Annotated in this window: 19 protein-coding genes; 10 read left to right on the top strand and 9 right to left on the bottom strand. The window is 67.8% G+C overall.

Annotated elements, in window-relative coordinates; all coding sequences use genetic code 11:
• Positions 1-16 precede the first annotated feature (16 nt).
• On the top strand, positions 17-910 hold the full coding sequence (locus VGT00_04215; GenBank protein ID HEV8530601.1) for a DMT family transporter: 894 nt from the start codon (positions 17-19) through the stop codon (positions 908-910).
• Here the strand turns inward: VGT00_04215 and VGT00_04210 are convergent.
• From VGT00_04210 to VGT00_04195, 4 genes are read right to left on the bottom strand one after another with little or no spacing between them, the layout of a single operon-like run.
• Positions 907-1623 carry an SCO family protein gene (locus VGT00_04210; protein HEV8530600.1) on the bottom strand — a complete coding sequence of 239 codons (717 nt, stop codon included), beginning with the start codon at positions 1621-1623 and terminating at the stop codon, positions 907-909. The two genes, VGT00_04215 and VGT00_04210, sit on opposite strands and share 4 nt — an antisense overlap.
• Before the next feature lie 34 nt (positions 1624-1657).
• Positions 1658-2974 (bottom strand): selenium-binding protein SBP56-related protein, encoded by a 1317-nt coding sequence (locus VGT00_04205; protein ID HEV8530599.1) that lies wholly within the window; start codon positions 2972-2974, stop codon positions 1658-1660.
• Positions 2975-3013: 39 nt separating this feature from the next.
• Positions 3014-4180 (bottom strand): acetyl-CoA acetyltransferase, encoded by a 1167-nt coding sequence (locus tag VGT00_04200; protein HEV8530598.1) that lies wholly within the window; start codon positions 4178-4180, stop codon positions 3014-3016.
• A complete protein-coding gene (locus VGT00_04195) occupies positions 4177-4617 on the bottom strand; it encodes a Zn-ribbon domain-containing OB-fold protein (GenBank protein HEV8530597.1) in 441 nt (146 codons plus the stop codon). The genes VGT00_04200 and VGT00_04195 overlap by 4 nt, the downstream gene beginning before the upstream one ends.
• 18 nt (positions 4618-4635) lie before the next feature.
• Here VGT00_04195 and VGT00_04190 point away from each other — a divergent pair, with 18 nt between their 5' ends.
• The 3 genes from VGT00_04190 (at position 4636) to VGT00_04180 (ending at position 7292) form a co-directional block, all read left to right on the top strand.
• Positions 4636-4977: a hypothetical protein gene (locus tag VGT00_04190; GenBank protein HEV8530596.1), complete on the top strand. Its 342-nt coding sequence runs from the start codon at positions 4636-4638 to the stop codon at positions 4975-4977.
• A gap of 299 nt (positions 4978-5276) precedes the next feature.
• Complete coding sequence (locus tag VGT00_04185) at positions 5277-6074, top strand: lipopolysaccharide assembly protein LapA domain-containing protein (protein ID HEV8530595.1); 798 nt, start codon at positions 5277-5279, stop codon at positions 6072-6074.
• A 150-nt stretch (positions 6075-6224) separates the two neighbouring features.
• Positions 6225-7292 carry a tartrate dehydrogenase gene (locus tag VGT00_04180; GenBank protein HEV8530594.1) on the top strand — a complete coding sequence of 356 codons (1068 nt, stop codon included), beginning with the start codon at positions 6225-6227 and terminating at the stop codon, positions 7290-7292.
• Between the two features lie 36 nt (positions 7293-7328).
• On the opposite strand, the gene VGT00_04175 is transcribed toward VGT00_04180, so the two are convergent.
• Positions 7329-8591, bottom strand: coding sequence for a DUF3179 domain-containing protein (locus VGT00_04175; protein ID HEV8530593.1), 1263 nt, complete (start codon positions 8589-8591; stop codon positions 7329-7331).
• Between the two features lie 354 nt (positions 8592-8945).
• Here VGT00_04175 and VGT00_04170 point away from each other — a divergent pair, with 354 nt between their 5' ends.
• From VGT00_04170 to VGT00_04160, 3 genes are all read left to right on the top strand, one after another.
• Complete coding sequence (locus VGT00_04170) at positions 8946-9140, top strand: hypothetical protein (GenBank protein HEV8530592.1); 195 nt, start codon at positions 8946-8948, stop codon at positions 9138-9140.
• Positions 9141-9458 carry an OsmC family protein gene (locus VGT00_04165; GenBank protein ID HEV8530591.1) on the top strand — a complete coding sequence of 106 codons (318 nt, stop codon included), beginning with the start codon at positions 9141-9143 and terminating at the stop codon, positions 9456-9458. It begins immediately after the preceding gene.
• 331 nt (positions 9459-9789) lie between these two features.
• A complete protein-coding gene (locus tag VGT00_04160) occupies positions 9790-11064 on the top strand; it encodes an NAD(P)/FAD-dependent oxidoreductase (protein ID HEV8530590.1) in 1275 nt (424 codons plus the stop codon).
• Between the two features lie 132 nt (positions 11065-11196).
• Here VGT00_04160 and VGT00_04155 read toward each other — a convergent pair whose 3' ends face one another.
• From VGT00_04155 to VGT00_04145, 3 genes are read right to left on the bottom strand one after another with little or no spacing between them, the layout of a single operon-like run.
• Positions 11197-12096 (bottom strand): hypothetical protein, encoded by a 900-nt coding sequence (locus tag VGT00_04155; protein HEV8530589.1) that lies wholly within the window; start codon positions 12094-12096, stop codon positions 11197-11199.
• Between the two features lie 14 nt (positions 12097-12110).
• Complete coding sequence (locus VGT00_04150; protein ID HEV8530588.1) at positions 12111-13856, bottom strand: GMC family oxidoreductase; 1746 nt, start codon at positions 13854-13856, stop codon at positions 12111-12113.
• The gene (locus VGT00_04145) at positions 13853-17926 is read right to left on the bottom strand and encodes a sigma 54-interacting transcriptional regulator (protein HEV8530587.1); all 4074 of its coding nucleotides are present in this window, start codon (positions 17924-17926) and stop codon (positions 13853-13855) included. The genes VGT00_04150 and VGT00_04145 overlap by 4 nt, the downstream gene beginning before the upstream one ends.
• Positions 17927-18140: 214 nt before the next feature.
• On the opposite strand from VGT00_04145, the gene VGT00_04140 reads away from it, so the two are divergent.
• The 3 genes from VGT00_04140 to VGT00_04130 all read left to right on the top strand — a co-directional run bounded on the left by VGT00_04140 (position 18141) and on the right by VGT00_04130 (position 20288).
• Positions 18141-18548, top strand: a complete 408-nt coding sequence (locus tag VGT00_04140) for a response regulator (protein ID HEV8530586.1) — start codon at positions 18141-18143, stop codon at positions 18546-18548.
• 211 nt (positions 18549-18759) lie between these two features.
• On the top strand, positions 18760-19383 hold the full coding sequence (locus VGT00_04135) for a nitroreductase family protein (protein ID HEV8530585.1): 624 nt from the start codon (positions 18760-18762) through the stop codon (positions 19381-19383).
• The gene (locus tag VGT00_04130) at positions 19356-20288 is read left to right on the top strand and encodes an LLM class flavin-dependent oxidoreductase (protein ID HEV8530584.1); all 933 of its coding nucleotides are present in this window, start codon (positions 19356-19358) and stop codon (positions 20286-20288) included. Before VGT00_04135 ends, VGT00_04130 begins: the two co-directional genes overlap by 28 nt.
• Positions 20289-20410: 122 nt before the next feature.
• Here VGT00_04130 and VGT00_04125 read toward each other — a convergent pair whose 3' ends face one another.
• Positions 20411-20665 (bottom strand): hypothetical protein, encoded by a 255-nt coding sequence (locus tag VGT00_04125; protein ID HEV8530583.1) that lies wholly within the window; start codon positions 20663-20665, stop codon positions 20411-20413.
• Positions 20666-21033 lie beyond the last annotated feature (368 nt).

Below are 21033 nucleotides of genomic sequence, written 5' to 3'. Positions count from 1 at the left end.
CGGAGATGAAGGTCTGATGGCCCGCGCCCTGGCCGCGGCCGCGGCGGCCGCCACCGGCGTCCAGGTCGGATCCGCCATGGTCGCCACGCGCTTCGTGGTCGATCAGACGGGCCCGACCTCGCTGGCCCTCCTGCGCTATGCCATCGGATTCTGCTGCCTGCTGCCCGTGGTGTGGCTTTCCGCCAAGCCCATGCGGTTCGCGCGACGCGATGTGCTCCCCATCGCGCTCCTCGGGATCGTGCAGTTCGGTGTCCTCATCGCGCTCCTGAACTACGGCCTCCGCTTCATTCCTTCCGCACGGGCCGCCCTGATCTTCGCGACTTTTCCGCTGCTGACCATGCTGCTGGCCGCCGCCCTCGGCCACGAGCGGCTGACCCTGCCGAAGATTCTCGGCGTCCTGTCGACCATAGCGGGCGTCGGCCTCGCCATCGGAGAGAAGGCCCTCGCGGGCGGGAGCGGTCTGGAATGGGTCGGCGAGCTGGCCGTGTTCGCCAGCGCGCTGAGCGGCGCCGTGTGCAGCGTGCTCTATCGGCCCTATCTCCGCAAATACCCGGCCTTGCCCGTCAGCGCCTTCGCCATGCTCGCCTCGGTGGGCTTTCTCGCCGTCCCGGCCGCCGGCGAAGGGTTCTTCGCCTCCCTGCCGCGCTTCTCGCCAGGCGGGTGGCTCGCCATCGTCTTCATCGGCTTCAGCAGCGGGGTCGGCTACTACCTCTGGCTCTGGGCCTTGGGCCACGCTCCGGCAACTCAAGTCACGGTCTTCCTGGCCCTCAGCCCCATCACCGCCGCGGGGCTCGGCGCTCTCTTCCTCGGCGAGCAGATCTCGCCCCTGTCCGCTCTCGGCCTCGCCAGCGTCGCCCTCGGTCTCTGGTTGGCCCACTGGCGCGCTCCGGCTTCCGGAATCCCGAGCTAGCGCCTGACCACCTCGCGCGGCGCGCTCTCGCCGAGCACGGTTTTGATGTCGTTCAGGACGAGATCCGGAACCAGAAAACCCGCGCTGTAGACATTCCTGATATACCCGGCGGGATCGACCAGGAACACCTTGAGCACGTGACGGTACCGGCCCGTGAACCGGCCCTGCTCGTCGTAGACGGCCGCGCGATCCTGGCCGTAGCTGTCGAGCACATGATCGAGGGCGCGCTCCGATGGGGCCGTCATGAAGCGCCACAGCCGGGGATCGGCGCCATAGATCCGCGCGTACTTGGCAAGCTGACCGGGCGTGTCGCGAACGGGATCGAAGCTGATCGACAGCAGCATCGCGTGCCGCGACAGGCCCTCGTCCTTGAGCTTGGCCTGAAGCTCCTGCAGGGCAAGACTGGCCAGGGGGCAGCCCAGGCGCTCCGGACAGGTCGTATAGATGAAGCTGACCACGGCGACCTTGCCCGCCGTCACGTGGCGGGTACTCACCGGGCGCCCGGCCAGATCCTTCAGGACCACGCCCGGCACGCGCTTGACGGCCGGAAGCTCGTAGCTTCCCGCGGCCGGCGGCGTGAAGGCCGGCGAGAAGACGCCCTTGACGAACTCGTCTTCAAGGCTCAGGGCTTCGTGGGCGCTCAGGGGAGCCGTGGCGAGCAGTCCACCGGCGACCCCGGCCAGCAGAGCGAAGGCGCGCAGACCTCTTCGCATCGGTCAGAGACCGCGGCCTTGCGCAGCCTCCAGGTCAGCGGGGCGCGGCATACGCGCTGACCCGTTCGCCACTCGGAGCCGGACGCGCGGCCTTCGGGCCGAAGACCTTGCTCCCGAAGTTCATGATGTGGGCCCGGCCCGCGGGATTGAAGTCGGTGGTGAACTTCGCGACCAGCTTGCCGCCTTCCCACGCATAGCCCTTGAGCCAGTAGTCGCCCGGCTTGTCCCATTGCGAGAGGAGCGAGTTGGTCGCGTAGACGCGCGTGCCGTCCCAGGACGAGGACACCATGTTGGCCATCTCCCCGAGCTTCACCTGCTCGATGAGCTTGCCCTCGAAGGGGTTCGACACGTCATAGACCCGCAGCGTGCCGTCCATGAAGGTGTTGACGTAGACCTTGCTGTCGTCGGGCGCGATGCTGATATCGACGGGAATGGTAGCGCCGATATCGGCGATGTCCTTGGCCGCCCACTTCCCGTCCTCTTGCTGATGGATGAGCACCAGCTTGCCCGTGAGGGCCGTCGAGGTGAAGGCGTAGTGATGATTCGGCAGGAGGGCCCAGCGCAGCTCGAGGGGAGCGCCCGGCACGCGCAGGATCTGGAGCGGCTTCCGGGCATGGAAGTCCCACACGATCACCGAATCCCCGAACTGCTTCATGGCCTCCGCGTCCTTCACGAGGTCGCCGAACGGCCGCATGTAGTTCTTCTTGCCGCTGAAAGACGACGTCAGCATTCGATTGAGATTGACGTTGACCCGCACGTCATAGCCGTAGGGGGCTTCCTTGGGCATCCAGATGGTGCGGATGAACTTGCCGTCATTGCTGTACTCGGCGAGGCCGGTACGGCCGGAGCTGTCCTGGGCATTGGACAGGGCCGAGATGAGCATGCGCCCGGGGAGCGCGTAAAAGGTGTGAGGGCCGACGAGGCCGCCCGTGTCCTTGACGAAGGTGGAAATCTTCTTCACGAGCCGGGGCTGGGCGGGGTTCGACCCGACGTCGAAGATGAAGATCTGGCTCGTGTCGAGGCCGCCCGCCCACAGGAAGCGCCGGTCGTCGGTGAAGCCGGCGTGATGGGCCTCGTGCCGGCCCGTCACGGGCGCCCGGTGGATGATCTTGCCAGAGCTCGCCGACTTGGGATTGGCGTCCACGGTGACGATGCTGTCGTTGCCATCGGCCACGCCCTTGACGCCGAGGGTCCACACGTAGATGTAGTCCTCCTGTCCGGTGACCTTGGGCAGGAAGGGGGATTGACAGGTCTCGTCCGCCGCGGCGGAACCGACCAGCCCGCCGATCACCGCGAGAATGACGGCCACGAGGACTCGCAGAAGTCGCGTTTTCAGGTCGCCGCTATGCATGGCCATGTCTCCTCACTCGACTCGAGGGTGGATGGTGGATCATTTCGGTTGGGTGGAGAGCACGAGGGTGCCCGCGGCCGAGAACATTCCCCCCATGCCGTTCACCAAGCCCAGCTTGACGTTCGGCACCTGCCGGGCCCCGCACTCGCCGCGGAGCTGCCGCACGGATTCGATGATGGGGAAGATGCCGTACATGCCCGAGTGCGTGTACGAGAGCCCGCCGCCGTTGGTGTTGATGGGGAGCTTGCCGCCCGGGGTCGATCGTCCCTCCTCGAAGAAGTGCACGCCTTCGCCCGGCTTGCAGAGACCGAGCGACTCCAGCATGATCGGCGGCCCCGAGGTAAAGGCGTCGTAGAGCATGATGTGGTCGAAATCGCCGGGCTTGACGCCGGCCATGGCGAAGGCCTTCTCGCCGGACAGCCGCGTGGCCACGCTCGTGCTCAGGCTTTGCATCTGGGTCAGCATCACGTGCTCGACCCCCTCGCCCGCCCCTCGGATATAGACGGGCTTCTTGGCGCAGTCCTTGGCGCGGTCGGCCCGGGTCATCACCACGGCGCCGCCCGCATCGGTGACGAGACAGATGTTCAGGACATTGAAGGGCCAGACCACCGGGCGGGAGTTGAGGACGTCCTGCACCGTGATGGGCTCGCGGTTCTTGGCCTTGGGATTGAGAGCGGCCCACTTCCGTGTGGACACCGCGACCTGCGCCCATTGCTCGAGCGTGGTGCCGTGCTCGTGCATGTGGCGCGTGGTGATGAGGCCGAACATGGTCGGAGCCCCTCCGAAGCCATACGGCGTCTCGAACTGCCCGGGCAGCGCGGTGTCGCGCCGCGGGGTGACGCCTACCCCCGAGCGCCCCGACTCGCCGTGGGCGATGACCGCTACGTCACAGAGGCCGTGATGGAGGGCAAGCATGGCGTGGCCGACCATGATGATGAAGGAGCAGCCGCCCACCGTGGTGCCGTCGACATAGCGCGGGGTCACCCCCACGGCCTCGGCGATGGTGGCGGGGGAGTGCTGGCCGGCGGTGAAGACCCCGTCGATGTCGGAGACCTTGAGGCCGGCATCCCGCACGGCGTTGTGGACGGCCTCGACGTGCAGGCTCAGCTGGCTCTTGTTCGGCAGGGTGCCGAGCTCGTCGCTCTCGTCCACCCCGACGATGCAGGTGGAGCCGACCAGCTCCTTCATCCGGGAGAGGTCGCTCATCGCGAGCCTCCCGCGGCGGCAGCCCCCACGGGCTGGAACATGGGCAGGCTGATCTCGTCCGTGAGCTTCTCGAAGACCACCTCCACGGGCATATCGCACGAGATCGCCTTCGGGTCCGGCGCGACATTGACGAGGTTGGTCATGAGGCGTGGGCCTTCTTCCAATTCCACCATGGCCAGAATGACGGGCGGCTTGACCTTGAAGGCCTTGTTCAGGATCTGGTGGGCGATCTCGAAGGAGTAGAGAGTGCCGCGACCGCTCGCCTGGAACCAGGCGATATCCCGAGAGGAGCAGAAGGGACAGCGCACGCGCGGGTAGAAGAAGGCCTTCCCGCACGCCTGGCACTTGGGCAGCATCAGCTTGCCGTCCCGGGCGCCGTCCCAGTAGGGCCGGGCCTCAGGAGTGATGGGTTGGGGCACGGGGCGTTGCAGGTCCACGGTCGCCTCCCTCGGGTGATGGGATCCTCACTTGACTCCACCGGCTGCCGGCTGCCCCGCACTATACCGCTACTCGGCCGACACCTGGCGACGGACCTCACCAATGCCCATGCCGCTGAGCGATCTCTCGTCACGGTTCCTCGCGATGCGGGGCTCTGGCGCTACGAGCTCGTCGGCCGCAGCCCGGGCAGCGCGCTCCGCCAGGAGATGCGGATCTTCGAGAGCGCCGAGGGCGACCCCGTGGGCTTCCTGACCCACTCCCCGAGACTTGCCGGCGCGCGTTTCGACGTGACCGGCTGGGAGCTCAAGCCGGGAGTCTCGTGGCGGGCCGTGTGGTTTCCCCTGCTCGCGCACCCATGAGGTCCGCGCGCTCCTGACCGCGCTCTTTCCGAAGCAGGCCTCCGACGTCTGGGCCCTCGTCTAGCGTCTCCGGTCCTGGCACCGAGCGCCCGGACCGTGCCCGGTAGTTCCTACCCAGCGAACCCGGAAGACCTTACTGGGCATCGACCACCTCCTCTGCGGTTTTCCTTCCGCCGCCCGGCAGTTCCGTCGAAAATGCGGCGAATCTCTCGGCTTCTGAACCCCTGAGCGGCTGGCATATGCGATGCAATATTTCCCGATGGTGTCGGCTGGCTAACCCCTTTGGCGGGGAGGACTCCATGCTCTTCGTATACCTCCTGGTCGCGATTCTCGGCGTGGGAGCGGCCCTGTTCACCCTGCAGAACTCTGACATGGTGGCGGTGAACTTCCTCGGCTGGCGCACGGTGGAACTGCCCATGTCGCTGGTCATCCTGCTCTCGGCCTTCGTGGGCATTGTCGTGGCCTCGATCAGTGCCTTCGCCCAGCAGATCCAGCTCGAACGGAGAATCCGGAAGCTTCAGCGCCGCCTGGCCGAGCTCTCTCCGGAAAGGTCATCTCCATATGTGGTTCGTCCCGTCGGCCAGCCCCGCTTCTTGCGGTCCGCGGCACCACCACCGACGCCCAGCAGAGGAGACTATTCCGGGAATGCCATCGAGTTCTTGAAGCAGGAGCATCAGAGGGCCAAGGCCGCGTTCGACAAGGTCCTGCGGGCCTCGCCGCAGCAGCGCGGCGGCCTGTGGCAGGAGCTGGCGCCCGAGCTCAAGCTCCACGAGGAGATCGAGGATGCCTGCCTGTACGAGCCGCTCTCGCGCGATGCGGCCCTGAGCGACCGTGAGCTCGCGGGCTGGAGAAAGCGTCACCAGGAGGAAGCGCTAGAGGTCGGCAACCTGCTCGAGGTCATCCGGTACCTCCGTTCGGAGGAGGCGGCATGGTTGGGCAAGGTGAAAGAGGTGCACATGAGCCTCGAGCGTCACATCCGGGAAGAAGAGGGGACCATCTTTCCGCGGATCAGCAAGGCGTGTGACGAGAATCGCCTCGAGCGCGCCGGCGCCCAGATGGCCGACATGAAGTCGAAGCATATGGGGCGGGTGGCCTAGGCCCCAAGAAGACGACGGTCGGCCAAGAGGTCGCGCCCTCGTCGCCACGCGGGCGCGACCTCTCACTCTGTGGCATTCCCGCTGCCCTCGTGCCCGCCACGTGCTCATCTTGCCAAGGCGCGCCCGGGCAGCTATGCTCGCCGCACGTCCATGAAGACCTATCGCATCGCGGTCATCCCCGGTGACGGCATCGGCAAGGAGGTCATGCCGGAAGGCGTGCGCGTCCTCGACGCCGCCGCCCGCAAGTTCGGCTTCACCCTCACCCTCGAGCACTTCGACTGGAACTGCGACCGCCTGGTCAAGAGCGGCGAGTGGATGCCGGAGAACTGGAAGGAGCTGGTGGGCGGCCACGACGCGATCTATTTCGGGGCCACGGGCTGGCCCGCCCAGGTGCCGGACCACGTGTCCCTGTGGAGCTCGCTCATCAAGTTCCGCCGCGAGTTCGACCAGTACGTCAATCTCCGGCCCGTGAAGCTCATGCCCGGCATCCCCTGCCCGCTCGCGGGCCGCAAGCCCGGCGACATCGACTACTACGTGATCCGCGAGAACACCGAGGGCGAGTACTCCTCGGTGGGCGGCCGGATGTTCGAGGGCACGGAGCGCGAGTTCGTCACCCAGCAGTCCTGCTTCACCCGCAAGGGCGTCGATCGCATCATGAAGTTCGCCTTCGAGCTCGCAGTCAAGCGGGTCAGACAGCACGTGACGTCGGCCACCAAGTCCAATGGCATCTCCATCACCATGCCGTACTGGGACGAGCGCTTCGCGGCCATGAGCAAGCAGTATCCGCAAGTCCGCACCGCCCAGTACCACATCGACGGCCTCACCATTCAGATGGTGCTCAACCCGCAGCGCTTCGACGTCATCGTCGCCTCGAACCTCTTCGGCGATATCCTGTCCGACCTCGGTCCGGCCACCGCCGGCACCATCGGCATCGCGCCGTCGGGCAATATCAATCCAGAGCGCGCCTTCCCCTCGCTCTTCGAGCCCGTGCACGGCTCGGCCCCGGACATCTATGGCCGGGCCATCGCCAACCCCATCGGGCAAATCTGGTCAGGCGCGATGATGCTCGAGCATCTCGGGGAGCCCGCGGCGGGCGCGGCCATCGTGAAGGCCATCGAGCACGTGCTCGAGTCCGGCTCCGACGCGCCTCGCACCCCCGACATCGGCGGGGCGGCCAGCACCTCCGATCTCGGCAAGGCCGTCGCCGACGCCGTCTAGGGCCGGGAGACGCGGGGGACTATCTGGCCCTTCGCCTCAGCGCCCGTAGACGGCCGTCTCCGGGTGAAAGGCGAACCAGCCGAACCAGAAGGCGTTGTGCCCAGCCAGGCGCGCCAGCCGCCGCCCGCTCCCGGGATGCACCAGCGCCTCCTCCTCCACGCGCCAGGACTCGCCACTCCCCCGCTCGACCAGCTCGTCGGGCCCGCCCCCGAGCCGGAAGGTGCGCGCCCCGCGCTCGTATGCGCGCGCCGTCCGCGTCGCGCGGCGACCAACGAGCACGACGGAGGTGCCCCCCACCGCGTCGTTGATCACGGGTTCGCGGTCGAAGACGGCCAGCGGATAAACCTTGCGGTGCGGATCGAGACGGAGGACGAAGATGACGTCCTTGGTGGCCAGCCCGGTACTCCGGGGAAAGACCGGGAACATGGTGTCGGGGCTCGCGTAGTACCCGCCGTAGGGCCGCCCCGGCGTGTAGTCGCGGACATGACCCGTGTCGATGTCGAGGACCTTCGTCTTCGGGTGGGCACGAGCCCAGTCGCGCCAGGTGGTGGTCACCACGGGGCGCGGCGCCAACCGGATCCCGCTGTCGGCGAGCGGCCCCACCACCGGTTCGCCGCGCATGTGGTGCCAGAGACTCTTCGTCTGCTCGTCGTACATGAGCTTGTTGCTGCGGAAGAGGAAGCCCGAGGAGCCGAACACGAAGGTGCGACCACGCACGGTGGTCTCGTAGTGGATCGCCGATCCACACAGTGTTCAGTACGCGATGCTGATGGGCACCCCGCCGACCACGTCGTTGGCCATCTCGTGCCAGTCCATGATCCGGAGCGGATAGGCCCGCGCCTCGCCCCGCACCACCACGCCGAGCACCAGCTCGTCGGAACCGAGGTAGGTCGCCGCAGCGGCGGGAAGGTGCCGAGGGTTCGTGAGGGCTGGGATGCCGTCCTTGCGTACGCCGCCCCACTGGATCTCCTCCAGCCGCGCCCGATGCTTCACGCCCGGGTAGAGGAACTCGCCGAAGGCGGGGTCGATGAGCTGAAAGAGCGCGCCCTTCCACGCCGCATAGCCCGGGTGTGGGCGGATGTCCTCGCGCTCGGCGAGCCACTCGACCCAGCGCGCCCAGTCGTGACCGAACGATTGGCCGGAGAACCGGTCGAGGGCGTCCGCCACGCTGGAATCGAGAAACAGGTCGAAGCGAAGGACGTCGATGAGCCCGGGAATCGCGCGGCGCTCGCCGCGGCGGACGATCTCGCGCAGCGCGGGCTCACGGCGGGCGGTCTCCGGGCGCAGCAGCTCGGACATCAGCACGTCGAGCGTCGGAGCCTCGGCGCGTGCCGGAGCGAAAGCGACCAGGTACCCGCCGACCGGGCCGCCGCTGAAGACGGCCAAGCCCACGACCATGACGATGGCCTTTTTCATGACGCACCTCCTCGGGCTGCCGGGCTCGGGCGATGGGCGCGCAGGCGCGGGGGGTTGGGTGGACTCGTCACCGGTTGGACGCATGGTCCGCGCTCCAGACTTGTCCGCCCGGGCCCAGAATGGTGTGTGGATCGTAGCATCTCACCGGATGAAGTTTCTCGAATCGGGCTCGTGCTACTCTGCCTTCGTCGCGACACGACAACCGCGCGGCGGCCACCCACACCACGGAGAGCTCTCATGCCTGAGCCATTCGAGTACATCTCGCGCTCGCGTCTCGAGTACCGGCACGGCTATCGTCACGCATATCTCGGCGACGTCCCCGCCCCCGTGGTCTATGGCGTGCAGGGCGGCCTGCGCGAATACTACGGGGTCGCCGAGGGACCGCCCGTCGCCTCCACCCTCGACCACATCGTGGCCGCCGTCGCCGGGTGAATGTACGGCACCCTGCGCGGCGCCCTGGCAGGGCGCAAGATCGCCTTCGACCGCGAGTCCTTCGTCGCCACCGCCGAAGGCCGGATCGCCGGCATCGGCAAAACCATCCACATCAAGTCCATCCACGTGCACTACGAGCTCGCCGTGCCGGCGGACTCGCGGGAGGCGACCGAGCGGGCCCTGGCCGCGCATCCTCAGGGCTGCCCCGCCCATCAGAGCGTCAAGAACGCCATAGAGATCACCTGGTCTGCCGCGCTCAAAGCCGGCGACCAGACGCTCTCCATACGGGAAGAGACGCCCCATGCCGCTTCGTCCTAGCGAATTATTCACGAACGCACGTACCGCTTCCTGGCCGCCCCCTGATCTACTCAGCCCTCACCTCGCGGCTACGCCGCTCAGCTCGAAGTGCGGCCCTCTCCCCCGATGGGGAGAGGGATGAAAATGAATCCGCAGTTCGAGCTGAAGGGCGTAGCCCTGAGGCGAGGGCTGAGTAGACCAGGGTGACGTTGTCTCGCGAATAGTCCAGGCGAGGGACTTCGCCACGATCGGCCCCCGCTAAGCGCCGACCGATATCGGCGCGCCGCCTCGGCCTCCCCGCGCCCGCCTCGAGCGTTTGACAGCTCGAGCGTCTGGCCCACACCATACGCGCATGCCTGGAGCGACCACGCCTCCGCACGTCGTGATCGTGGGGGGTGGCTTTGGCGGACTCTACGCCGCTCGGGCCCTGGCCAACCGCCCCGTCCGCGTGACCCTGCTCGACCGGCGCAACTATCATCTCTTCCAGCCGCTTCTCTACCAGGTCGCCACCGCCGCCCTGAGCGCCGCCGATATCGCCACCCCGCTCCGCTCCATCCTGCGCCGCGCGACCAACATTACCGTGCTCCTCGCCGAGGTGGAGAAGGTGGACCTGGCCAGCCGTCGCCTCGACCTCGATCGAGGGCACATGAGCTATGACGCCCTCATCCTTGCCGCGGGAGCCAGCCACTCCTACTTCGGCCATGACGAGTGGGAAAGGCTGGCCCCCGGCCTCAAGACTCTCGAGGATGCCCTGGAGATCCGCCGGCGCGTGCTCCTGGCCTACGAGGCCGCCGAGCGCGAAGAGGACGGGGCGGAGCAGCACGCCCTCCTCACCTTCGTCGTCATCGGGGGCGGCCCGACGGGCGTCGAGCTGGCGGGCGCACTCGCCGAGATCTCCCGCGAGACCATCGCCCGGGACTTCCGCCTCATCGATCCGACCAAGGCGCACATCATCCTGCTGGAAGGCGGCCCGCGCATCCTGAGCGCCTTTCCCGAGACGCTCTCACTGCGCGCGGAGGAGGCGCTCCGAAAGATCGGCGTCGAAGTGCGCACCCACGCCGTCGTCGCTCGGGTGACCCCGGACGCGGTGTGGATCGGCGGCGAGCAGATCCGCGCCCGCACCGTGCTCTGGGCGGCCGGGGTGGCCGCCACTCCGCTGGCCCGCACCCTCGGGGTGCCCCTCGACCGGTCCGGACGCGTCCTCGTCGATCGCGATCTCTCGATCCCCGGCCACCCCGAGGCCTTCGCCATCGGCGACATGTGTGCGCTCGTGGAAGAGGCGGGCGGACCGCTGCCCGGTCTCGCTCCCGTGGCGATACAGGAAGGGCGCGCGACGGCCGCCAACGTGCTTGAGAGGCTCGAGGGCCGGCCGACTCGAGCCTTCCGGTATCGCGACCGGGGCACCATGGCGACCATCGGGAGAGCGGCGGCCGTGGCCGTGATAGGCCCGCTCAAGCTCTCGGGGCTCGTGGCCTGGCTCGCCTGGCTCTTCGTCCACATCATGTTTCTCATCGGCTTCCGCAATCGCTTCCTGGTGCTCTTCGAGTGGGCCTGGGCCTATGTCACCTGGCATCGTGGGGCCCGGCTGATCACGAAACCCTGGAAGGGAGACCATGGGAAAAGCTGAGCCCCTAGCCTGGACTATGCATGTAGCCCATTCAGGCCGCCCCCTGATCTACTCAAAATGAATCCCTCTCCCTCTCCGAGGGAGAGGGTTGGGTGAGGGTGGCGTTGTCTCGCGAAGAGGGCCACGACGTGGTCAGCGGGCGGCGGGCAGGACGGGCTCGAGAATCTTCGTGACGCTCGCCGCATAGGCGCGGGCGCCCTTGGGGTTCGGATGGAAGGCCATGTCGATGGGACAGATGGGATCCCACGGCTTCTGCCGGATGCACTCGCAGCGTCGCCGTCTTCCCACGGCGCTCCAGTCGGTGAAGGCCTCCTTCAGTGTCCAGAGGTACGTGTCGGGAGCGCCGTAGCAATTCTCGGGGCGGAAGTCCGCGTTGGCGTAGAGCACCCGGGGCACCGGGCTCGCGGAGACGTGCAGGTTGGCCTGGTGGACGGCCCACTGCAGCCACTCCTCGGATGCTCGACGCCACTCTGCCGAAAGATCGACGAGCCGAGTCCGGAGCCTCGGCACCGGCGCGAGGGCGCGAACGAACCAGGTCTGACCCGACACGAGCGGGTAGTAGCCGGTGACGACCACGCGGGCCTTCGTGAAGGTGTCGAGCAGAGGGAGGAGCAGGTTCTTCATCTTCCGGCCGCAATGCTCGGCGGCCTCCTCCCGCACCCAGCGCGGCGAGTGCCATGGGAAAAAAAGATTCAGGGGGCCCAGATCATTGATCCCCCCGTCCACGAGCACGAGGTCGATGGAGGGCGGAGCGGGAGCCTTCATGCGCGGATCCGAGAGCACCTGGTAGGTGATCGAGGGGTGGCGGAAGCGAATCTCCCCCCACGCGGGCGAGTCCGGGTCCTTGGCCGCATCGGGGGCGATTCCCGCCAGCGAATGCGCCAGGACCTGGACATGGACCGGTCGGCCCAGCCTTTGCTCGACCCACCGGCGCACCAGGCTCCAGCACTTGTCGTCCTCGGACAAGCCCGAGCCCCAGAGCACCGAGTCACCCAGCACCGCCATCTCGTAGGGAAGGCCGCCGATCGCCATGTCTTCCCCGCTCCCTACCGAGGACCGGGGGGATGGTCGCGGATGATGTGCTCCGCGATGCGCTCGGCGAGGGCGGCGATGGTCTTGGACGGGTTGAGTCCGAGCGCCTCCGGCACGATGGCACCGTCGGCGACGTAGAGCCCGCGGTATTCGAACACCTCGCCCGTGTGATCGACGACGCCAGTCTCCGCATCGGTTCCCATGTTGCAGCCTCCGAGCGGGTGCGGAGTGATGAGCGAGTGAAACCAGGTCCAGGTGATGGGCGGCAGAACCCACCCTCCCGTGGAGCGGGCGAGTCGGCGGTGGGTCTCGTAGATCGCGTCGATCACGGGCTTCGAGTGCTCGTAGGGCCAGTCCAGATGTAGCTCGCCGTGCCGAATGGACAGGGTGCCGTCCGCCTTGTCCTGACCCTGCGCGAACCACGGCATGAGGTGATTGATCGGATCCGCGTGCTCGAACAACGGCCGCAGGAACCGCAAGGCGGAACGCCGCGTCACCCAGTGCACGAAATCATAGAGACGGGCGGCGATCTTGAGTCCGAGGTGGAGGACACGGTGGCGCAGGCGCACGTCATGACCGCGGTTCATGGCGAGGTGGCGGATGAGGGCGCCCGCCACCTGATAGGGGAAGCCCCCGTCCTCGATCAGGAACTTGGGCTTTTCCTGGGGCGGGGCGGGATCATCCGGGCGACCGTCGAGGAAGTTGATGGAGCCCGCGATCGTGATGCCCCGGCCTGGGTAAAGCAGGGGCCGGCCAAAGTGCAGGGCGGGCGTGAGGAAGTCGCCATTGCTGCTCCAGCCCTGGCCGAGGACACGGCTCAGCCGGGGAAGCGTGCGGTACTGGTCCCGGCAGCGGAGGAGAAGCTCGGTCGAGCCCAGCGAGCCCGCCGCCACGATGACGAGACGGCCGGTCACGCTGCCCGGCTCGAATCGGTCCTCGACGATACGGTCGAAGTGGACACGGTAGCCGGCTCCGAATACTTCGATGGAGCGCACCAGGTGGAGCGGCCTGATCTGGGCGCGCTCTCGCTCGGCCACGAAGAGATAGTTCTTGTCGAGCGTGTTCTTGGCTCCCACATCGCAGCCGATGTCGCAGTTGGCGAGATGGGCGCACGAGCCCTGCCAGGCGCCATGACGGTTCCGCTCGCGCAGGAACTTCGCGGGATCGGGTCTTTGCGAGGAGTCATAGGTCATCTCCGGATCGAAGCGGACGGCCACGTCAACCGCGTGAAAGCGCTCGCCCCAGCCATTGGCGTGCGCCGCGTCGCGCATCAGGCTGACGCGCTCGGACCTCTGTCTCTCCGGCACGCGGCCGAGCTCGAGCATCTCGCCCACCCGCGCGTAGTAGGGCGCGAGCTTCTCGAAGGTGATCTGCTCGGGCCAGCCCCGGGCAAACGATTCCGGGTTCGCATCGATGGACACATTGGCGTAGATGAGCGAGCCGCCGCCCACGCCGGCGCCCTGGATGACGCGCATGTGAGGGAACTGCCGGAAGTCCACCCAGCCCCGCGTGCGCTCCGGATGCTCGTGGTCCCAGAGCCACGGATCCCGGCTCGTGCGCGGGTAGGCCATCACGTCTGCGTCCGGCTGATCTCCCGTCCGGCTGCCCTCGTTGCGATAGCCTTTGCGCGGGCCCCACCGGTGACCTCGCTCGAGGATCACGACCCCATAGCCGGCTTGGGCGAGACGGCATCCCGTCACCGCTCCCCCGAAGCCCGAGCCGATCACCACCGCGTCGTAGTCGTACCCTTCGGCCATCATGGGGCGGCCAGCGGCACACCCCAGCCCGCGGCGAGGCGCTCCGTGCGCCCGATATAGCGGGGCAGCCCGAGCCGCGCGAAGAGCGCGTGCGCCCGCGCGAGGTGCGTTCTCGCCGCCTCCTGGTCGGCCTGGGCGTGGGCGAGCTCGGCCAGGGCCAGCTCGGTGCGGCCCACTTCGTGCTGCGCCTCGATCGAGGCGAAGAGCTCGCGGGCCTCGCCGAGGAGCCTCGAGGCATCGGTGGGCGATCCGTCGGCCTGAGCGAGGCGCCCGAGCTGACGGCGGACGAGGGCCGTTCCGAAGTGAAACTTCGCCTCGGTGGCGAGGGCGAGTCCTTCGGCGGCCACCCGGCGTGCGCGGGCGAGGTCGCCGGTCAGGAAGAGAGCCTCGGTCAGATACGCCGTGAACAGGCACTGGAAGTGCCGGTGGCGGAACCGCGCGAACATCGCGATGGCCTGATCCAGATGTCCGATGCCTTGATCGGGCTGGCCGTTTTCGAGATAGGAATAGCCGAGAAAGCCGAGAGCGTCGGCCGTGTTGAAAGGATCCGGCGAGCCCTCGAGGCTCTGGCGGCAGGCTTCGATCCCCAGCCCGGCCTCACCCATGAAGGCGCGGATGGCCCCGGTCGCCCAGCCCGCATAGTTCTGAAGCCGCGAGCCCCCCATGGCGAGGCCGATAGCCCCGCACTTCGCTTGCTCGGTCAGCGCCGTGTCGAACTGCCCGATGAGGGCGTAGTTGAGTCCGAGGATGCAGTGGGTGAGTCCCAGCCAGTACCGCTCGCCCGTGCGCTCGAGCAGCTCGACGGCCATGGACCCGTGGGTGATGACCTCCTGAGGCCGACCCCACCAGACGCCATCGAGGGCCAGGACGTAGTGGGCCTTGCCCAGGGTCGCCTCGTCCCCCGATTGCCGGGAGGCCTCGAGAGCCTTGCGCGCATGCGCTTCGGAGCGCTCGTTGTCGCCCATGAAGCTCCAGACCAGTCCGGCCTGGAAGTGAAAGAGACCCGTGAGGCGCGGATCGGCCAGCCGGTTGAGCCGCTCCTCGTGGCCCAGGAGGAGGTCGAGGATCTCCCGGAAGCGGCCCAGGTAGAGCAGCGAGCCGCTCTGGCGCAGAACGAGGGCCAGGGCCAGCCGGTCCTGCACCTCGGCCGGGAGCTCGGACACTCGCGCGCGAGCCTCCTCCAGCGCCGCGATCGCCTCCACGTAGGCATGACGAGAGGCGGCCTTGTCGGCGAAGCGCGTCAAGTAGTCGACGGCCTTGGCCGTCTCGGCCGTCCGGGCGAAGTGATAGGCCAGTCGATCGTAGACATCTTCGAGCCGATCGGCGTGCAGCCGCTCGATGGCGTGGCCAGCCGCGGCGTGGAGCTCCCGACGCTGAGCCTCGAGTAGGCTCTCGTAGGCTACTTCCTGGGTGAGGGCGTGCTTGAAGACAAAGTCCGTGCCCTCACCGGCGCGCTGCTCGTAGAGGAACTCGAGACGCTCCAGCTCGCGCAGATGCAGGCCCAGGTCGGCGGCATCGCCCCAGATGATCTCGAGCGTTCTCAGCGGCGCGACGCGCCCAAGGACCGAGGCGGTCTGGAGCAGACGCCGGGGCTCCTCGCCCAGCCGCTCGATCCGCGCCATGAGCACCCCCTGCACGGTGTCCGGCACGGCCTGGTCGACGCGGAGATCGCTGCGCTCGGTGACCGCGCGAGTCAGCTCCTCGAGGAAGAACGGATTGCCCTCGGCCCGGTTCAGGATGACCCGGGCCAGCGGCTCCGGGAGCGGCGCCGCGGGCACGATGGACTGGGCGAGGGTCAGGCTCTCCTCGGACGACAGGGGGGCCAGGGCGATCTGGGTCGCATAGGACTTGCCGATCCAGGGCGGGCCATACCCGGAGCGGTACGTGGTGACGAGGAGCACGGGCGCCCCGGGGAGACTCTCGGCAAGAGACGCGAACAGTTCCTCCGAGGTCCGATCGATCCAGTGCAGGTCTTCCACCGCGATGATCAGCGGGCGATTCTGGTTCGCGCGCAGCGTGATCTGCCGGAGCGCCTCGAAGGTCCGCGTCTTCACCGCCTCGGGACTGAGGCTCTCCAGCTGCCTCGTCCCTTCCTTGAAGCCCAGGAGATTGAGCAAGTACGGCAGCCACTCGTCGCGGGCCAACCCCAGGACTCCGAGCCCCGACCGGATCTTCTCGGCGACCGCCGCCGGTCCATCCGCATCGGTGATGGCGAAGCCCTGCCGGATGAGATCGATGACCGGCGAGTAGGGGATGGTGCTGCCGTACGAGACACAATGCCCTTCGAGATAGCCCACCCCTTGCCCGGCCGCCCACCGGCGGAACTCAAAGAGCAGCCGCGACTTTCCGATGCCCGCATCGCCCGCGATGCTCACGAGCTGCCCCTGCCCTCCCACCGCGGCCGCGAGCCGGCTCTGCAAGACCTGGAGCTCCTGGCTCCGGCCCACGAAGGCGGTCATCTGTCCCGAGGGGCCGAGAGCGTGCGGGGCGAGCGCGATGAGCCGGTACGCCTTCCCCGCTGGTTCAAGTTCGAAGTCCATTCGTTCGAGGTTGAATCGCCGGTCGAGAAATGGTCGGGCCGCCCCGCTCACGACGATGGCGCCGGGCGGGGCCGGATCCAGCAGCGCCTTGACGGCCGCCCAGGCCCGCTGCCTGGTCTCGGCATCCATGGTGGCGGCCCCGCTCAGCCGGGTCACCAGGAACGGGCTCGTGTGAATGGCCAGCTTCACGCGGGAGACCGCGCCGAGCTCCGCCTGCAGCCGCTCGAGGGCCTTGCCGATGGTCAGCGCCGCATGCGCCGCGCGCTGGGGCGCGTCCTCCGCCGGCTCCAGGCCGAAGACGGCCGCGATGCCGCTCTGGCTCAGCTCGTCGATGTGCCCGCCAAAGCCGCGCACCTTGTTCATCAGGACCTCGAGCTCCCGACTCTGGCTCGAGGGGTCCTCGCTCTGGGCGTTCGGGATGAGCTCGGCGCGCAGCAGGGTGATGCGCCGGCGCTCCCAGCGGATGCGCGTGGGTGCGGGGACGGGCGCGGGAGCCTGACGGAATGGCTCGGGGGCGGGTACGGGGGCTCCGCGCTCGGGAGCCTCCACGACGGCCGTGTCCACCTCGCCACGGAGACCGTACTTCCGGATACGCGCGCGCAGGGTATTGCGCGAGATGCCCAGCATGATCGCCGTGCGCGAGATGTTCCAGCCCGTCCGGGTCAGGGCCGCGTGCAAGTGCTCCCGCATCGCGTCCTGGAGCGACGGTCTCGAGGCCGACGGCATGAGCGCGCTCCCCGGAGTGGCGGGCGCCGCCTCCGGCAGCTCGAGCATATCGGCGCTCACGACTTGCGCCTCCGCGAGCAGCGCGACACGCTCGGCCACATTGGCCAGCTCGCGGACATTGCCGGGCCAGGGATAGCGGAGGAGCCGCCCTTCGGCCTCCGGCGAGAATTTCTTGGCCGGCAGCCCGTAGTCGTCGCAGGCGCGGGCCAGGAAGCGCTCGGCGAGCACGAGCACGTCGGAGCCGCGCTCGCGGAGGGCGGGCAGCGACACGGTCAGCACGGCCAGCCGGTGGTAGAGATCTTCGCGGAAGACTCGTTCGAGAATGGCGGCCTTCAGGTCGGCATTGGTGGCGCTGATGATCCACGCATCGACCGGCTCATTCGTGGTGCTCCCCAGGCGACGCACCGTCTGCTCTTCGAGCACCTTGAGGAGCTTGGCCTGGAGGGCGAGCGGGAGCAGGCCGATCTCGTCGAGGAAGATCGTGCCGCGGTGGGCGGCCTGGAAGAGCCCGGGCTTCGCCCGTCGGGCATCGGTGAAGGCTCCGCGCTCGAAGCCGAAGAGCTCGGCCTCGATCAGGCCTTCGGGGATCGCGGCACAGTTGACGTCCACGAAGGGGCCGCCCGCGCGCGGACCAAGCCGGTGAAGGAGGCGGGCCACCAGGCCCTTGCCCGTTCCCGTCTCGCCCTGGATGAGGACGGCCGGCATCTTGCGGCCGGCCTGAGGACGCGCGAGCAGCCGCTGCACATTCTCACGCACCGCCTGGATGGCCGTGCTCTCGCCCACGAGCTCTTCCAGCCCCGCCGTCACGCGCCTAACATTACTCCATCCCATTGCTCAGAAGCATCCGTTCACGTCTGACCTCCAAGATCCTGGGCGCGATGCGTTTGCCCTCCTCCTTGTTTCGGCGTATCGGTGACAATTCTCAGATGGCTCCCGATCTCCGCGACCCGGCAAGTGGCCGATTTCATGATCGGATAAAACTGGCCCGTCGCTTGCTCCCCAAGAGGTCGAGACATACCCTATGCCCAATAACCAAGCGCCGTCTTCCGCCTCGGGCGCCCCCGCTCGAATCCTGGTCGTCGACGATGATCCTCTGCTCATTCGCCTCATCATGGACACGCTCGACGTCGAGGGCTATGAGCTCGACAGCGCGGAGAACGGCGTGGCCGCTCTCGAGAAAATCCGTCACGCCCGCTTCGATCTGATCCTGAGCGATCTCCACATGCCGCAGCTCGATGGGGTCGGCCTCTATCGCGCGCTGACCGAAGGTAAAGAACACCCGCCGACGAGGATCATCTTCCTGACGGGGAGCGCGGGAACGTCCGAGCAGCATCGTTTTCTCGACGAGCGCGGTCTGCCCTTACTGCGCAAGCCCTTCAATCTCGCCGAGCTCCAGCAGGTCGTTCGCCAGGCTCTCCAGTCCCCCTAAGCGTCTTGTGAATCCCTCTCCCCTCTGGGGAGAGGGCAGGGTGAGGGGCGAGAGTCAAAACAGCCTCGTCTGGATCAGATGAGGGGGTCCTGTTGCGCAGATTCCCTCTCGCGGCTATGTTCGACAGCTGTACCCGACCCACTCGATCGGCAAGGACGGCAGCGAACGCACGGCAGGCTCACCGCACCCACACCATGAAGGGGCTACCTGTATGAATGCAGATCGGTTGACCATGCCGCTCGGCGAAGCCCTCTTCACGCAGCGCTCGATCAGGAAGCTCAGGCCCGACCCCATCCCCGTCGAGGATCTTCGCCTCCTCCTCGAGGCGGCGGTCAAGGCGCCCAATGGCGGCAATCACCAGGTGGCGCGCTTCCTCGTCGTCACCGATCGCCAGCGGATCCGCGAATTCGGCGCTCTGTACCGCGAGGCCTGGTGGGCCAAGCGCCGCGACGACCAGGGCTGGAGCGGGCCACAGGACGTCCCGCCGGGAGAGACGAACTATCGCGCGGCCATGGAGCTGGCCGACGCGATGAAGGATGTCCCGTGCGTGGTCTTCGCGTTCGCGGCGCCCCCGGGCGGCGCCAACTCGGTCATCCCCGCCTGCCAGAACCTGATGCTGGCCGCCCATGGGCTGGGGATCGGCTCGCTCCCCACCACGCTCCACGCCACGGTGATGGAACGCTTCCGCGCGCTCTTGGGCATCCCCAAGGAGATGGTCTTTCACTTCTGCATCCCCTTGGGCTATCCGGCCGTCAAGTACGGCCCGAGCCGGCGCAAGCCCGTCTCGGAGACCACCTCGTGGAACCGATGGGGCAGCACGGTGCCGTGGGCATGACCGAGAAGCCGGCGGTGAGCCTCGCCGCCGTGCCGGGGCGGCGGAAAGCCACCCTGGAGATCGCCCGGCGTCTCGAGCAGGAAGGTTTCGCGGGCCTCTACTGTCCGAGCTTCGGCGACGGCCTGGGCTTGTGCGAAGCGATCGCCCTCCAGACCCGGGACATAAAGTTCGGGACCACCATCGCCAACATCTATGCCCGGCATCCCCGCGACTATGCCCAGACGGCCGCCCTCATCCACGAGCTTTCGGGGGGCCGGTTCCGCTTCGGCATCGGCGTCAGCCATGGCCCGACCCTGGAGCGGCTCAACGTAAAGCCGGGCACGCCGCTGGAGGACATGCGGCGATTCGTGGGCGAGCTTCGCGCGGGCGGCACGCAGACGGGGGCGCTCCCGCCCATCGTGCTGGCCACCCTCCGGCAGAAGATGGTCGCCCTGGCCGGCGAGATCGCCCAGGGCGCGGTGTGGGCCAATGCGGCCCGCTCACACATGGCCGCCTCGCTCGCTCATCTGCCCGCCCCCGCGAGACAGGACCCGGACTTCTTCATCGGCAACATGATTCCGACCTGCATCGACGCTGATCGCGCGGCCGCCGCCGCCGTCAATCGGCGCACGCTCACCGGCTACGTCAAGCTTCCCAACTATCAGAACTACTGGATCGAGGCCGGCTTCGAGGACGAGATGCTGGCCATCCGCAAGGCCATCGCGAGCGGCGAGGAGGAGAGCATTCCCCGCCTCATGTCGGAGCGCTGGCTCTCGCAGGTCACCCTCTACGGCAGCGCGGCCGAGGTGCGCGAGGGCATCGAGGCGTGGCGGGCCGCGGGCGTCAAGACATTGATCGTGGTGCCGTCATCGACGCGCGGCAACCAGATGGCCGCGCTCCAGGAGCTCATCGACCTCTACCGGTGACGTTTCGAAACCCTCTCCCCCAATGGGGGAGAGGGCCGTAGTTCGAGCTGAGCGGCGCCGCCGCGAGGCGAGGGCTGAGTAAATCAGGGGGAGTCTCGATGCGTAATCGATCTTCAGCGGGCTCAGCTCTTGGAAGTGGCGGACACCGAGACAGGTAGGGCGCCGGTGGCCTCACGGAACACGACGATGGTGCCCGCCTCGGGCCTCTGGCGGCCACGGCGATCGCCCTTGCGGCGGTCGCTGCCCGTCCGCATCGTCACGCGCTTGCGGCGCTGACCGACGCGTCTGTCCTCGATGACGCTAACCGTCGGCTCTCCGGCGACCGCGCGCTCCATCAGCTGCCGGAACTCGCGATCGTAGCGGGGCGTGACGATCATCACCCGAGCGATCATCGTGCCCACGCGCGACCGATTCGGCGAATCATCATGCGCCGAAGAGTGACGCCGGACGCCCCCATTGGCAAGAGTTTTCCGTCCGCCACGGCCCCGTCCTTTCCGGGGCCCGAGTCGGAAAAGCTTACAGTTCCGAAATCGAGCAGCCTGCAATGAGGGGCAAGGCGCTGTTCTTCCAGCAATCCCGTTTTTGGCTCGACGAATGCAATTTTCACGGCTTCCTCGCCGGAGAGGCGAGTCGGCGTCGTCGAGGATAGTGGAGATGAGGGAGGGACAGCCCATGAGGGACTGGATGGCCTTCGCGACCGCGGTAGTTGTCGCACTGCTGACGAGAATGTTGCTGGCCTAGCGAG

The organism is Candidatus Methylomirabilota bacterium (assembly GCA_036002485.1).
GTDB lineage: Bacteria > Methylomirabilota > Methylomirabilia > Rokubacteriales > CSP1-6 > AR37.
The sequence above is the reverse complement of the archived record's forward strand: the minus strand, read 5'-3'. Positions and strand labels throughout refer to the sequence as shown.

What these genes read in the sequence shown, in the direction of transcription:
- VGT00_04210 (HEV8530600.1), bottom strand. Translation starts at nt 1,623, where the DNA reads ATGCGAAGAGGTCTGCGCGCCTTCGCTCTGCTGGCCGGGGTCGCCGGT.
- VGT00_04135 (HEV8530585.1), top strand. Translation starts at nt 18,760, where the DNA reads ATGAATGCAGATCGGTTGACCATGCCGCTCGGCGAAGCCCTCTTCACG.
- VGT00_04140 (HEV8530586.1), top strand. Translation starts at nt 18,141, where the DNA reads ATGCCCAATAACCAAGCGCCGTCTTCCGCCTCGGGCGCCCCCGCTCGA.
- VGT00_04185 (HEV8530595.1), top strand. Translation starts at nt 5,277, where the DNA reads ATGCTCTTCGTATACCTCCTGGTCGCGATTCTCGGCGTGGGAGCGGCC.
- VGT00_04200 (HEV8530598.1), bottom strand. Translation starts at nt 4,180, where the DNA reads ATGAGCGACCTCTCCCGGATGAAGGAGCTGGTCGGCTCCACCTGCATC.
- VGT00_04190 (HEV8530596.1), top strand. Translation starts at nt 4,636, where the DNA reads ATGGGATCCTCACTTGACTCCACCGGCTGCCGGCTGCCCCGCACTATA.
- VGT00_04150 (HEV8530588.1), bottom strand. Translation starts at nt 13,856, where the DNA reads ATGATGGCCGAAGGGTACGACTACGACGCGGTGGTGATCGGCTCGGGC.
- VGT00_04205 (HEV8530599.1), bottom strand. Translation starts at nt 2,974, where the DNA reads ATGCATAGCGGCGACCTGAAAACGCGACTTCTGCGAGTCCTCGTGGCC.
- VGT00_04215 (HEV8530601.1), top strand. Translation starts at nt 17, where the DNA reads ATGGCCCGCGCCCTGGCCGCGGCCGCGGCGGCCGCCACCGGCGTCCAG.
- VGT00_04170 (HEV8530592.1), top strand. Translation starts at nt 8,946, where the DNA reads ATGCCTGAGCCATTCGAGTACATCTCGCGCTCGCGTCTCGAGTACCGG.
- VGT00_04155 (HEV8530589.1), bottom strand. Translation starts at nt 12,096, where the DNA reads ATGGCGATCGGCGGCCTTCCCTACGAGATGGCGGTGCTGGGTGACTCG.
- VGT00_04180 (HEV8530594.1), top strand. Translation starts at nt 6,225, where the DNA reads ATGAAGACCTATCGCATCGCGGTCATCCCCGGTGACGGCATCGGCAAG.
- VGT00_04165 (HEV8530591.1), top strand. Translation starts at nt 9,141, where the DNA reads ATGTACGGCACCCTGCGCGGCGCCCTGGCAGGGCGCAAGATCGCCTTC.
- VGT00_04125 (HEV8530583.1), bottom strand. Translation starts at nt 20,665, where the DNA reads ATGATCGTCACGCCCCGCTACGATCGCGAGTTCCGGCAGCTGATGGAG.
- VGT00_04160 (HEV8530590.1), top strand. Translation starts at nt 9,790, where the DNA reads ATGCCTGGAGCGACCACGCCTCCGCACGTCGTGATCGTGGGGGGTGGC.
- VGT00_04130 (HEV8530584.1), top strand. Translation starts at nt 19,356, where the DNA reads ATGGGGCAGCACGGTGCCGTGGGCATGACCGAGAAGCCGGCGGTGAGC.